The 12,926-nt window shown below is 64.4% G+C and carries 11 protein-coding genes; 2 read left to right on the forward strand and 9 right to left on the reverse strand.

From position 1 onward, the window contains the following. Positions 1-191 precede the first annotated feature (191 nt). Positions 192-767: a polyhydroxyalkanoate synthesis repressor PhaR gene (phaR, locus tag ACZ46S_RS11540; RefSeq protein ID WP_295738622.1), complete on the forward strand. Its 576-nt coding sequence runs from the start codon at positions 192-194 to the stop codon at positions 765-767. A gap of 140 nt (positions 768-907) precedes the next feature. Further along, complete coding sequence (locus ACZ46S_RS11545) at positions 908-1,462, forward strand: ankyrin repeat domain-containing protein (protein WP_464061834.1); 555 nt, start codon at positions 908-910, stop codon at positions 1,460-1,462. A 250-nt stretch (positions 1,463-1,712) separates the two neighbouring features. On the opposite strand, the gene mltG is transcribed toward ACZ46S_RS11545, so the two are convergent. The 9 genes from mltG to acs all read right to left on the reverse strand — a co-directional run bounded on the left by mltG (position 1,713) and on the right by acs (position 12,631). Further along, a complete protein-coding gene (gene mltG, locus ACZ46S_RS11550) occupies positions 1,713-2,681 on the reverse strand; it encodes an endolytic transglycosylase MltG (protein ID WP_464061835.1) in 969 nt (322 codons plus the stop codon). A 6-nt stretch (positions 2,682-2,687) separates the two neighbouring features. Continuing rightward, positions 2,688-3,950: a beta-ketoacyl-ACP synthase II gene (fabF, locus tag ACZ46S_RS11555; protein WP_295738631.1), complete on the reverse strand. Its 1,263-nt coding sequence runs from the start codon at positions 3,948-3,950 to the stop codon at positions 2,688-2,690. Positions 3,951-3,989: 39 nt separating this feature from the next. Next, positions 3,990-4,229 (reverse strand): acyl carrier protein, encoded by a 240-nt coding sequence (locus tag ACZ46S_RS11560; RefSeq protein ID WP_008494968.1) that lies wholly within the window; start codon positions 4,227-4,229, stop codon positions 3,990-3,992. A 132-nt stretch (positions 4,230-4,361) separates the two neighbouring features. Beyond that, positions 4,362-5,099, reverse strand: a complete 738-nt coding sequence (gene fabG, locus ACZ46S_RS11565; RefSeq protein WP_464061836.1) for a 3-oxoacyl-[acyl-carrier-protein] reductase — start codon at positions 5,097-5,099, stop codon at positions 4,362-4,364. Beyond that, positions 5,100-6,056 (reverse strand): ACP S-malonyltransferase, encoded by a 957-nt coding sequence (gene fabD / locus ACZ46S_RS11570; RefSeq protein ID WP_464061837.1) that lies wholly within the window; start codon positions 6,054-6,056, stop codon positions 5,100-5,102. A 96-nt stretch (positions 6,057-6,152) separates the two neighbouring features. Then, positions 6,153-6,572, reverse strand: coding sequence for a DUF1489 family protein (locus ACZ46S_RS11575; RefSeq protein WP_464064285.1), 420 nt, complete (start codon positions 6,570-6,572; stop codon positions 6,153-6,155). Beyond that, the gene (ilvC, locus tag ACZ46S_RS11580) at positions 6,572-7,591 is read right to left on the reverse strand and encodes a ketol-acid reductoisomerase (protein WP_464061838.1); all 1,020 of its coding nucleotides are present in this window, start codon (positions 7,589-7,591) and stop codon (positions 6,572-6,574) included. Before ilvC ends, ACZ46S_RS11575 begins: the two co-directional genes overlap by 1 nt. Before the next feature lie 170 nt (positions 7,592-7,761). After that, positions 7,762-10,554 carry a phosphoenolpyruvate carboxylase gene (ppc, locus tag ACZ46S_RS11585; RefSeq protein WP_464061839.1) on the reverse strand — a complete coding sequence of 931 codons (2,793 nt, stop codon included), beginning with the start codon at positions 10,552-10,554 and terminating at the stop codon, positions 7,762-7,764. A 130-nt stretch (positions 10,555-10,684) separates the two neighbouring features. Further along, the gene (gene acs, locus ACZ46S_RS11590) at positions 10,685-12,631 is read right to left on the reverse strand and encodes an acetate--CoA ligase (RefSeq protein WP_295738654.1); all 1,947 of its coding nucleotides are present in this window, start codon (positions 12,629-12,631) and stop codon (positions 10,685-10,687) included. Between the last annotated feature and the right edge of the window lie 295 nt (positions 12,632-12,926).

The following is a 12,926-nucleotide window of genomic DNA, read 5'->3' on the forward strand; positions in this document are numbered from 1 at the left end:
GACGGCCACGAAATCCTTGGCCAGCTTTTCGTCCATGCGCCATGCGGTCCCTGCGGTCTTGCGCCCTACCCTAACCCGCCCCCGCAGTTTCGCCAGGAATGCCATGCAAGGCCAGCCTGTGCAGCGCACAAATTTCGTGTTTTTATGGTCTGGTACATTGTCTCATCACGAATCGGGATGGAAGAACAACCATGAATGAAACGGTCCAGTCCACGCCGCAGCCCGTCATCGTCAAGAAATACGCCAACCGCCGGCTCTACAACACCGAGAGCTCCAGCTACATCACGCTGGAAAACCTTGCCGAAATGGTGCGCAACAACCGCGATTTCGTGGTCTATGACGCGAAATCCGGGGACGACATCACCCGCTCGGTGCTGACCCAGATCATCGTCGAGGAGGAGGGCAAGGGCAACGCGCTGCTGCCCACCACCTTCCTGCGCCAGCTGATCGGCGTGTACGGCACCGAGATGCCGGGGCTGATGCCGAAATATTTGGAACAGGCGATGGCCAATTTCATGCGCCAGCAGGAAAGCGTGCGCGAAACCGTGAGCAAGACCTTCGGCCCGTTCATGCCGCCGGGGGTGGAGGATATGGGCCGGCGCAACATGGCGATGATGGAACGGGCGATGACCCTGTTCTCACCCTTCTACGGCAACGAGCCCAAGACAGAGACGCCGCAGGACAGCCAGGAAGAGATTGCCAGCCTGCGCGCCGAGGTGGAGCGGCTGCAGGCGGAGCTGGCGGCGCTGAAGGGCAAGCAGAAGTAACCAAGCGCGGTTTGCATGCGCATGGACGCCATCCTGCGCATGCAGTACAGAGCATGGCCATGAGAAACGTTCATTCCCTTGCCCTGGGCGTCGCCCTTTGTGCTTTTGCCGCGCCCGCCTTTGCGCAGATGGCCGGTGGCATGGGCTCTGGCTTGGGCATGGGCGGGGTGGCCGGCTCACCGGCGCCAAAAATGCAGCCGCGCCAGCCGAATATCGCCCCCTCCGGCCTGCCGGGGGTGGGCAATATGGCCCCGCCCTCCACCGGGCCGCAGCTGAAGGCGCCCATCGGCGGCGACCCGACGCAGGAGCTGTTCACCGCCATCAGCAAAAACGATTACGGCTCGGCGCAGGACGCGATCAGCCGGGGTGCGCAGCTCTCCGCCAAGAACCAGTTTGGGGAGACGCCGATCGACATGTCGATCGCGCTGAACCGCAACGCCATCACCTTCCTGCTGCTGGGCAGCCGCAACGAGATCGCGGCACAAGGCGGCGGCGGCACGATGGGCCAGCCCTGGACGCTGAACAACACCCCAGCGGCCCCGGCAAAGAGCAGCAAGCAGGCCAAATCTCACAAGCAAGCCCCGCCACCGGCGATGCAGCCGGCCAAGGCCAGTCCCGCGCCGCATTACGGCAATGCCGGCACCGGCACGCCTGACCCGCAGGCCGGGTTCCTGGGCTTCGGGCCGAAGGGCTGACCGCACAAAAAGCGGCTTTAGAGCAATATGTGTTTAGGTTGACGCGCCAGCGTCAAAATAAACACATGAAATTGCTCGCTAAAACAAAATTTAGAGCATCAAGCTAAAAGCTTGATGCTCTAGGGCAGCTGTTTTCTTGCGGCGGCGCGGTTTTTGCAAAAGCACCCTGGTGTTTCGCCGCTTTTTTGAAAAAAAGCGGCACCAAAAAACTTTTGCGAATTTTAGCGCAATATGCGTTTGATTTGATGCTTTAACGCTTCTGGTTCCAGAGATGCTGGATGTTCTCCAGCTGCTGTTTCAGTCCGGTGGCGAAGACCGAACGATGGCTGCCATCCTTGGCGGCGATGAAATAGAGCGCGTCGCTCTGCGCCGGATGCAGCACCGCCCGCAGCGCCGCCTCCCCCGGATTGCAAATCGGCCCTGGCGGCAGACCCTGGACGATATAGGTATTGTAAGGCGAGGCCAGCGCCAGATCCGCCTTGGTGATGCCGGTGCCACCTGATTGCTTGCCGTCGGTGGCGGCGTAGATCACGGTGGGGTCCGCCTGCAGCTTCATCCCCGCCTTCAGCCGGTTTTCATACACCGCCGCGATCATCGGCATGTCGCTCTCCAGCGGCGTCTCCTGCTGGACGATGGAGGCCAGGATCACCGCCTGGGCCGGGCTGTCCAGCGGCACGCCAGGGTCGCGCCCCACCCACAGGCTGGCGAGCTTGCTCTGCATCGCCGCCTCGGCCCGGGCCAGAATGGCGCGGCGGGCGGTGTCATAGACATAATCATAGGTCTGCGGCAGCACCGCCCCTTCGGCCGGCGGCGCCACATGGCCCGTGGCCACCGGCAGAGTATTGAGAATATCGGCGATCTGGCTGCCGGTCAGCCCTTCCGGGATGGTAACCTGGTGCTGCACCTCGGCGCCATGGCGCAGAATATCCAGAATCTGGTGCAGGCTGGCATGCTGGGGGAAGAGATATTCGCCCGTCCGCAATGGCCCTTGGCCGCGGGTAAACCAGGCGGCGGCGCGGAAGATCAGCTTATATTCGATCACCCCGGCTTTCGCCAGGGTGGAGGCGACCTGCTGGGTGCCGCCGGGCGGCACCACCAGGATCAGGTCCGAACGCCCGGCACCAGGGCCGTCATAGCTTTCATGAACCGCCATCCGCCCCGCATTGATCACGGTGAGCAGGACGAGCAGGACGAGAAAGAGACGACCCCGCCAGCGCAAGATGAATCAGCTGGCCCGCTTGAACAGGATGGAGGCGTTGGTGCCGCCAAAGCCGAAGCTGTTGGACAAAGCCACGTCGATCTTGCGCTCCTGCGCGGTCAGCGGCACGCGGTTGACCACGGACTCACGGCTCGGATTATGCAGATTCAGCGTCGGCGGGGCGACATTGTCGCGGATCGCCAGGATCGAGAAGATCGTCTCCACCGCCCCGGCGGCGCCGAGCAGATGCCCGATCGCGGATTTGGTGGAGGACATGGCGACCTTCTTGCCATGCTCGCCGAACATGTTCTCGACCGCTTCCAGCTCCAGATCGTCGCCCATCGGGGTCGAGGTGCCGTGCGCGTTGATATAGTCGACATCTTCCGGAGACAGGCCGCCATTCTTGAAGGCCGCCTTCATCGCGCGGAAAGCGCCGTCATGATGCTCGGCCGGGGCGGTGATGTGATGCGCATCGCCGGACATGCCATAGCCGCCGATCTCAGCGTAAATTTTCGCGCCGCGCGCCTTGGCGTGCTCGTACTCTTCGAGCACCACCACACCCGCACCCTCGCCCATCACGAAGCCGTCGCGCTCCTTGTCCCAGGGGCGGGAGCCTTCGGTCGGGCGATCGTTGAAGCCGGTGGACAGCGCGCGCGAGGCGCAGAACCCGGCGATGCCGAGCGGGTTCACCGCGGCTTCGGCGCCGCCGGCCACCATCACATCCGCATCGCCGTAAGCGATCAGACGCGAGGCATCGCCGATGGCATGCACGCCGGTGGCGCAGGCCGTCACCGCCGAATGGTTCGGGCCCTTGAGCCCGTAGCGGATGGAGACCTGGCCGGAGATCAAATTGATCAAAGCGGCCGGGATGAAGAAGGGGGAAACGCGCTTGGCGCGGCCTTCATGCACCATCACCGAGGTCTCATAGATGGTCTGCAGACCACCGATACCGGAGCCGATCATCACGCCGGCGCGGTATTTCTGCTCCTCGGTCTCCGGCACATAGCCGGAATCGGCCATCGCCTGGGCAGCCGCCACCATGCCATGGTGGATGAAGCGGTCCATCTTCTTCACTTCCTTGGCCGGAATCCATTCCGCCAAATCGAGACCGCCCTCGGCGCTCGGCCCCGCCGGGACCTGCCCGGCGATTTTCGCCGTCAGCTCCGTGGTGTCGAAGGATTGGATGGCTGAAATGCCGGATTCCCCGTTAATCAACCTCTTCCAGACATGTTCGACCCCCACCCCAAGCGGGCAGACGATCCCCATACCTGTTACGACAACACGGCGCATGCGAACTCCTTGGACGGCTTTAGGGAAGCGAAAAGGGCCTTATTCGGCCTTCTGCTTCTCGATATAGTCGATCGCGTCCTTGACGGTGGTGATCTTCTCGGCGGCATCCTCGGGGATTTCCACGCCGAAGGCTTCCTCGAACGCCATCACCAGCTCGACCGTGTCCAGCGAGTCAGCGCCCAGATCGTCGATGAAGGAAGCTTCCGGGGTCACCTTGGCTTCGTCCACGCCGAGATGCTCGACAACAATCTTCTTAACCTTGTCGGCGATTTCGCTCATCGAAATATCACTTTCCTGCTGGTTTGGCTTTGCCCCGGAACGGATTGAAGGCCGCCACCGGGTCAGATTTGTTAAAAACGTCAGACAAGGCGGCGCTTAGCATGGTTTTTCACGCGCCGCCAAGCCAGGGGATCAGGACATTGCCATGCCGCCATTCACATGCAGCGTGGTGCCGGTCACCCAACCTGCCTCTTCGGAGGCCAGATAGAGCACGGCAGCGGCAATATCCTTGGGCGCGCCGAGCCGGCCGAGCGGGATTTTGCCAGAAAGATCAGCGCGCTGGGCCTCGTTCAGCGCGTCGGTCATCGGGGTTTCGATGAAGCCGGGGGCGACGAGGTTCACGGTGATGCCGCGCGAGGCCACTTCCTGCGCCAGGGACTTGGTCAGCCCGATCAGACCGGCCTTGGCGGAGCAGTAATTCGCCTGGCCGGGATTGCCGGTGGTGCCGACGATCGAGCCGATATTGATGACGCGCCCGGCCTTGCGGCGGAGCATGAATTTCAGCGCGGCGCGGGAGAGGCGGAAGGGGGCGGCGAGATCGACATTGATCACCTTCTCCCAATCCGCGTCGGACATGCGCAGCACCAGCCCATCCTTGGTCAGCCCGGCATTGTTCACCAGAATATCGACCTTGCCCATCGCGGCTTCCGCGTCGGCGATCAGCCGGGCGGCTTCCTCGGCAACGGAGAGATCCGCCGGGAGCACATGCACGCGCTCGGCCAGCTCGGCGGCCAGCGTGTCCAGCGCCTCGCGGCGGGTGCCGGAGAGGCCGACAACAGCGCCCCGCGCATGCAGCGCCCGGGCGATTTCCGCGCCGATGCCGCCGGAGGCGCCGGTGACAAGGGCGGTTTTACCAGTCAGATCAAACATTTACAGAACCTTCAACACGGCTTCGATATCGGCGGGGCTGCCCACCGGGGTGGCGCTGGCCTCCGGGGCGATGCGCTTCACCAGCCCGGAGAGCACCTTGCCGGCGCCGATTTCGTAGAAATTGGTGACGCCGAGCTTCACCATCTCCTCCACGCTTTCGCGCCAGCGCACGGTGGCGGTGACCTGCTCGACCAGCAGATCGCGGATCTGGCCGGGGTCGGTCGCCTTGGCAGCGGTGACGTTGGCGATGATCGGCAGCACCGGCGCATGCGGCGGGGCGTTGGCGAAGGCTTCGGCCATCGCGTCCGCGGCCGGGGCCATCAGCGCGCAATGGAAGGGGGCGGAGACCGGCAGCAGCATGGCGCGCTTCACGCCCTTGCCTTTGGCGATCTCGATGGCGCGTTCCACCGCCGCCTTATGGCCGGAAATCACCACCTGGCCGCCGCCATTATCATTCGCGCAGGCAACGGTTTCGCGGCCATTCGGGCCGGCTTCGGCCTCGGCGCAGATCTCGCGGGCGAGCTCCATCTCCACCCCCAGCAGCGCCGCCATCGCGCCCAGCCCGGGGCCGACCGCCTTCTGCATCGCCTGACCGCGCAGCTTGAGCAAGCGCGCCGCCTCGGCAACCGAGAACGCGTCCACCGCCGCCAGGGCGCTGTATTCACCCAGGCTGTGGCCGGCGGTGACGATGACCTTGTCGTTGAGCTTCAGCCCACCTTCCTGCTGCAGCACCCGCAGCACCGCGAGCGAGACCGCCATCAAGGCCGGCTGCGCATTCTCGGTCAGGGTCAGCTCATCGGCGGGGCCTTCGAACATCAGCTTGGAGAGCTTCTGCTTCAGCACCTCGTCCACTTCCTCGAACACATGCCGGGCGGGGGCGAAGGATGCGGCCAGGTCCCGGCCCATGCCGACAGCCTGGCTCCCCTGGCCGGGGAAGATAAAGGCGTTTACCGCCATTCGTCAGACTCCTTTGGTTCCCGCCGCACCTAGCATGGGTGCGGCGAGACGCAAAATTTCGCCGTCACCTGCGCGCCCCCAGGGCGGCGTTTTTGTCTACAGCAGCGCCAGGGCGGCCAACGCCCGGCGCATCGAATCCGGCATCTCCTCCGCCCCCTTGCCCATGGCGCCGAGATCGGCCGGGGCGTCCTTGGGGTCGAGATAGCGCCAGCCTTGGAAGGCGCGCATCGCCCGGCCTTCGACGCGGATCAGTTCAGGGTCCAGCACCAGGGCGGCGCAGGCGCTGCCATCGGGCTCCTTGTCCGGGCGGATATCCAGCACGCGCTGGCGCACCATGATGACGCCGTTGACCACCCAATAGAGCGAGCCGCCATCCAGAATTTCGTCGCGCCGCTTGGGCGCGTGGCGCGTCAAATGACGCAAGGGCGGCATCTCTGCCGCCCTTTTTTCCTGCCAGGCGGCCAGGTGCGAAACATCCTTCGCCCCCACCGCCAGCTTGATCAGATGAACCGTGATTAGTTCTTCGCCTTATCGACCAGCGCGCCCTTGGAGATCCAGGGCATCATGCCGCGCAGCTTCGCACCCACTTCCTCGATCGGGTGGGCGGCGTTGCGGGCGCGCACGGCCTTGAAGCTGGCCTGGTGCACCTTGTTCTCCAGCATCCAGTCGCGGGTGAAGCGGCCGGTCTGGATGTCTTCCAGCACCTTCTTCATCTCAGCCTTGGTCTCGGCGGTGATGATGCGCGGACCGGTGACATATTCACCATACTCGGCGGTGTTGGAGATCGAGTAGTTCATGTTGGCGATGCCGCCCTCATAGATCAGGTCGACGATCAGCTTCACCTCGTGCAGGCACTCGAAATAGGCCATCTCGGGGGCATAGCCGGCCTCGACCAGCGTCTCGAACCCGGCGCGGATCAGCTCGACCAGGCCACCGCAAAGCACGGCCTGCTCGCCGAACAGGTCGGTCTCGCACTCTTCCTTGAAGGTGGTCTCGATGATGCCGCCCTTGCCGCCGCCATTCGCAGAGGCATAGGACAAAGCGATCTCGAAGGCGTTGCCGGACGGGTTCTGCGCCACCGCCACCAGGGTCGGCACGCCGCCGCCCTTCAGATATTCACCGCGCACGGTATGGCCGGGGCCCTTCGGGGCGACCATGAACACGTCGATATCCTTGCGCGGGTCGATCAGGTTGAAATGCACGTTCAGGCCGTGGGCGAAGGCAATGGCGGCACCCTCGCGCAGGTTCGGGGCCAGATCCTTGTAATACAGGTCGGCCTGGCCCTCATCCGGGGTCAGCACCATCACCACATCGGCCCATTTCGCGCACTCGGCCGGGCTCATCACCTTCAGCCCCGCACCTTCCGCCTTGGCAATGCCGGCGGACCCGGCGCGCAGACCGATGGCGAGTTCCTTGACGCCGGAATCCTTCAGGTTCAGCGCATGGGCATGGCCCTGGCTGCCATAGCCGATGATGGCGACCTTCTTGCTCTTGATCAGATTAACGTCGGCATCCCGGTCGTAATAAACGCGCATGTCTAGGGTTCCTGGTTGGTCTTGGAAAATACTGGCGGCTCACCTAGCGCGTTATGGCGGCCCTGTCACCCGCCCCCCGGCTGATTTCCGGCATGCCAGCCTCCCGCTGCGCGCAATGTTATTTCCACAAAAGGCCATATTGTGGAATTTTCGGATCAATGCGGGCTGCGCTACCCGCTATTGCGCAACGCCGCCGCGGCCCCATTGATGGAGATATGCACGCCCCTGCGGATGCGCTCGGAGGCTTCGCCATCCTCGCTCTGCTCGCGATAGCGGCGCATCATCTCCACCTGCACATGGTTCAGCGGGTCCAGATAAGGGAAGCGGTTGAGCACCGAGCGGCGCATCACCGGGTTGCGGTCGAGCAGTTCGGCCTGGCCGGTGATCTCCAGCAGATAGGCGCGGGTGCGCTCATATTCGGCGATGATGCGCGGGAAGATGCGCGCCCGCAGCTCTTCATCCTGCACCAGGGCCGCATAGCGCGCGGCAATGCCCATATCCGCCTTCGCCAGCACCATGTCCATGTTGGAGAGCAGCGTGGAAAACACCGGCCAGTCACGGAACATGGCCTGCAGCAGCGCCATCCCGGCCTCGCGCCCGCGCGCCGCCAGCAGCCGCTCCACCGCGCTGCCGAACCCGTACCAGCCGGGCAGCATGATGCGGCATTGCGCCCAGGAAAACACCCAGGGAATCGCCCGCAGATCCTCGATCGAGCGGCTCTTGCTGCGGCTCGCCGGACGGCTGCCGAGATTGAGCGCGGCGATTTCCGAAATCACCGTCGATTGCCAGAAATAATCCTCAAAGCCTTCGGTCTCGTAGACCAGGTTGCGGTAGGCGGCGAAGGCATTGTCGGAAAGATCGCCGAGTGCGCCGACGAAATCCTCCTCGGGCGGCGCCGCCACGGCCTGGTCGGCGGTGGCCACCAGCGTCGCCGCCACGATCACCTCCAGATTTCGCCGGCCAACTTCCGCGTTGCCGTATTTGGCGGCGATCACCTCGCCCTGCTCGGTCAGGCGGATCTGCCCCTGCACCGCGCCGGAAGGCTGCGCCAGAATCGCCTGGTAGGACGGCCCGCCGCCGCGCCCGACAGAGCCGCCGCGGCCATGAAACAGCCTGATCCGCACACCATGTTTGGCAAACACCTCAACCAGCCCGACCTCGGCGCGATAGAGCTCCCAGCCGGAGGTGACAAAGCCGCCATCCTTGTTGCTGTCCGAATAGCCGAGCATCACCTCCTGCACATCGCCGCGCCCGGCCAGCAATTTCCGATAGGCCGGGGCGGCGAACAGCGTCTCCATGATCGCCGGGGCGGCGCGCAGATCCTCGATGGTTTCAAACAGCGGCACCAGATTCACATCCAGCGCGCCTTCCGCCGGGCGCAGCAGCCCCGCCTCCTTCAGCAGCACCGCCAGCTCCAGCATGTCCGACAGACCATCGGTCTTGGAGATGATCATGGTGCGGATGCAGCGCTTGCCATAACGCAGATGCGCGGCCCGCGCCTCGTCGAAAATCGCCAGCTCCTTGGCGGTGAGCGCGCTGTAGGCGACATGGCGGGAGACCAGCGGCCGGGCGGTTTCCAGCTCCTTCAGCAAAATCTCGATCCGGCCCTGCTCATCCAGCGCCAGATAATCGGTGCCGGGCTGGGCGATGGCCAGCAGCTCCGCCACCACTTTCTCATGCACATCGGAATTCTGCCGCAGATCCACCGGCGCCAGCGTCCAGCCAAAGGCCTTCGCCGCGCGCAGCAACGCGCCGAGCCGGCCTTGCGTCGCCAGCACCCCGGCGCCATGGCGCTCCAGCGAGCGCGCCACCACCAGCAGATCGGCGATGAAATCCTCCACCTGCGGGTAGGGCTGCGCCTGCACCCCGCGCACGGAGGCGGAGATGGAGCCGGTATGCTCGCGGCCCAGCAGCGTTTCATAAGTAGCGGCCAGCCGCGCCTGCACATTCGCCAGCGCCAGCCGGTAGGGCTCATCGGCACGATGCTCGGATTTATCCGGGGAGTTGTCCGCCAGCGCGCGCAGCTCCGGGGTCACGTCGACCAGCAGCATGGCGAAGGAGAGTTCCTGGCGCAAACTCCGCGCCTCGGCGATGTAATGGGTCAGCGCCTTGTCCGCCTGGGTGGCCAAAGTCTGGCGCAGCACCTGCGCATCCACGAACGGGTTGCCATCGCGGTCGCCGCCGATCCAGGTGCCGACTTCCAGGAAGGCCGGCAGCTCCGCCAGCCCAGCGCCGGTGGCGCGCTCCACCGCCGCATAGAGCTTCGGCACCTCGGCGAAGAAGGTGGCATCGAAGAAAGTCAGCGCGTTGGCGACCTCGTCCAGCACCGAGAGCTTGGACATGCGCAGCATCCGCGTCTGCCAGAGTGTCAGCACCCGGGCGCGCAAGGCGGCCTCGATCTCGGCGCGCTCGCCCAGCGTATCGGCCAGCCGGTCGCGCCGGGTCAGCAGCCCGGCAATGGCGTCCAGACAATCCAGGATGGAGCGGCGCTGCACTTCCGTCGGGTGCGCGGTGAGCACCGGAACGATATAGGCGTTGCCGAAGAACTCCTTCAGCCGCGCTTCGTCATAGCCATGCGCGCGAGCCTGGTTGAGGCTGCCGGCCAGTGAATCCTCACGCGGGCCGGCCCCGGCGATCAGATGCGCGCGCCAGCGGCGGGTATGGTGATGATCCTCGGCGATATTGGCGAGGATGGAGAAATAGCCGAAGGCGCGGGTGACGCGGTTGATTTCCGCATCGGACAGCCCGGCCAGAATCTGCTCCAGCTCCGCCTGGGCGGATTTGTCCTCGTCGCGATGATAGCGCACGGCAAGCTGGCGGATGGTCTCGATCAGCCCGTAGCTCGCCGGGCCGTCAATGGCGCGGATGGTATCGCCGAGAATGCGCCCCAGCAGGCGAATATCCTCACGCAGGGCCTCATCGAGTGACTCAGAACGGTGCTTTTGCACTTCAGACGTATCCATGCGCGTATCAAACGCGCTTATCGCGATCGCGCAAGCGTTTTTTGCAGCGCAACAAAAAAGCCGCTCCCAAGGGGAGCGGCCTCTTTCATGCCGAACCATATGTATACTGATTAAAACATCCGTATACCGGTCAGGCGGCACTCTTCTGCGCGCGGTTTTCCACCAAATCCGCGACCACGCCGGGGTCGGCGAGGGTCGAGGTGTCGCCCAGGCTCTCAGTCTCGTCGGCGGCGATCTTGCGCAGGATACGGCGCATGATCTTGCCCGAGCGGGTCTTCGGCAGGCCCGGCGCCCACTGGATCACATCCGGCGCGGCGATCGGGCCGATCTCCTTGCGCACCCAGGCGATGAGATCCTTGCGCAGCGTCTCGGTCGGCTCCACATCCGCCACCAGCGTGACATAAGCGTAAATGCCCTGACCCTTGATGTCGTGCGGGTAGCCGACCACGGCGGCCTCGGCCACCGCCTCATGCGCCACCAGCGCGGATTCAACCTCCGCCGTGCCCATGCGGTGCCCGGAGACGTTGATCACGTCATCGACGCGCCCGGTGATCCAGTAATAGCCGTCCGCATCGCGCCGGGCGCCGTCGCCGGTGAAATACAGGCCTTTGAAGGTGGAGAAATAGGTCTGCACGAAGCGCTCATGATCGCCATAGACGCTGCGCATCTGCCCCGGCCAGCTATCGGCGATGCAGAGATTGCCCTCGGTGGCCCCCTCCAAAGCCTTGCCCTCGCCATCGACGATCAGCGGCTTCACCCCGGGCAGCGGCCGGGCGGCGGAGCCGGGCTTCAGGGCGATCGCCCCTTCCAGCGGCGTCATCAGCACGCCGCCGGTCTCGGTCTGCCACCAGGTATCGACGATCGGGCAGCGATCCTCGCCGACCACGTGATAATACCAGCGCCAGGCCTCCGGGTTGATCGGCTCGCCGACCGAGCCCAGCAGACGCAGCGATTTGCGGGAGGATTTCTTCACCGGCTCATCGCCGTCGCGCATCAGCGCGCGGATGGCGGTGGGGGCGGTGTAGAAGATGTTGACCTGGTGCTTGTCGATCACCTCCCAGAAGCGCGAAACGCTCGGGTAATTCGGCACGCCCTCGAACATCAGCGTGGTCGCGCCATTCGCCAGCGGGCCATAGACGATATAGGTGTGGCCGGTGACCCAGCCGACATCGGCGGTGCACCAGAACACTTCGCCGGGGCGGTAATCGAACACATATTGGTGGGTGTAGCTGGCCCAGACCATATAGCCGCCGGTGGTGTGCAACACGCCTTTCGGCTTGCCGGTGGAGCCGGAGGTATAGAGGATGAAAAGCGGGTCTTCCGCGTTCATCTCCACCGCCTGATGGGTGGGCGAAGCCTTGGCGGTTTCCTCCTCATAGGAGACATCGCGGCCCGGCTGCATCGCCACCTCGGCCCCGGTGATCTTCACCACCACGACGCTCTTCACGCTCGGGCAGCTCTTCAGCGCCTCGTCCGCATTCACCTTCAGCGCCACCTTGCGGCCCCCGCGCCGGCCCTCATCGGCGGTGATCAGCGCCACCGAGCCGCAATCCTGGATGCGGCTGGCCAGGCTGTCCGGCGAGAAGCCGCCAAACACCACGGAATGGATGGCGCCGATGCGCGCGCAGGCGAGCAGCGCCACCGCCGCCTCCACCACCATCGGCAGGTAAATCGTAACGACATCGCCCTTCTTGATGCCCTGGGCGGTGAGCACATTGGCCAGCCGGCAGACCTGCTCATGCAGCTCGCGGTACGTGACCTTCTTGGACTGGGACGGGTCGTCGCCCTCCCAGATGATCGCCACCGCATCGCCGCGCTCGGCCAGATGCCGGTCCAGGCAGTTGGCGCTGGCGTTCAGCGTGCCGTCCTCGAACCATTTGATCGAGACATTGCCTTCAAAGCTGGTGTTCTTGATCTTGCTCGGCGGCTTCATCCAGGAGATGCGCTTGCATTCCTCGGCCCAGAACGCATCCGGGTTGCTGGCGGCCGCATGGGTCATCTGCTCGAAACGAGCGGCATTGATAAGGGTTTTGGCTTCGACTTCCGGCTTGACCGGAATGATATCGGCATCGGACATGTCGGCGGTCCTCCTCTTTGTTTTTGTATGCGCGTCTTATCACAAAATTCCGGAGACCGCGCCATCCATGATCCGTTCTGGCGCATTCCGTTACAACCAGGCGTCGCGGCGCCCCATGGTTTACGCAACGCTGCCCCGCAAGATCGTTGACAAAACTTCATGTTTCTGTGCCTGCTTGGCGCGGCAATCGACTTTGGACTTGACTTCGGCTCCCGCGCTCCCGCTGCTGGACGCAGACAAGGCAGACCACGGTTGTCCCGGCCAGTTTGGCCGGGCTGGTGAAACGTTTGAGGAG

The organism is Acidocella aluminiidurans (assembly GCF_055383125.1).

What these genes read in the sequence shown, in the direction of transcription:
- phaR (WP_295738622.1), top strand. Translation starts at nt 192, where the DNA reads ATGAATGAAACGGTCCAGTCCACGCCGCAGCCCGTCATCGTCAAGAAA.
- ACZ46S_RS11545 (WP_464061834.1), top strand. Translation starts at nt 908, where the DNA reads ATGGGCTCTGGCTTGGGCATGGGCGGGGTGGCCGGCTCACCGGCGCCA.
- fabF (WP_295738631.1), bottom strand. Translation starts at nt 3,950, where the DNA reads ATGCGCCGTGTTGTCGTAACAGGTATGGGGATCGTCTGCCCGCTTGGG.
- ACZ46S_RS11560 (WP_008494968.1), bottom strand. Translation starts at nt 4,229, where the DNA reads ATGAGCGAAATCGCCGACAAGGTTAAGAAGATTGTTGTCGAGCATCTC.
- fabG (WP_464061836.1), bottom strand. Translation starts at nt 5,099, where the DNA reads ATGTTTGATCTGACTGGTAAAACCGCCCTTGTCACCGGCGCCTCCGGC.
- fabD (WP_464061837.1), bottom strand. Translation starts at nt 6,056, where the DNA reads ATGGCGGTAAACGCCTTTATCTTCCCCGGCCAGGGGAGCCAGGCTGTC.
- ilvC (WP_464061838.1), bottom strand. Translation starts at nt 7,591, where the DNA reads ATGCGCGTTTATTACGACCGGGATGCCGACGTTAATCTGATCAAGAGC.
- ppc (WP_464061839.1), bottom strand. Translation starts at nt 10,554, where the DNA reads ATGGATACGTCTGAAGTGCAAAAGCACCGTTCTGAGTCACTCGATGAG.
- acs (WP_295738654.1), bottom strand. Translation starts at nt 12,631, where the DNA reads ATGTCCGATGCCGATATCATTCCGGTCAAGCCGGAAGTCGAAGCCAAA.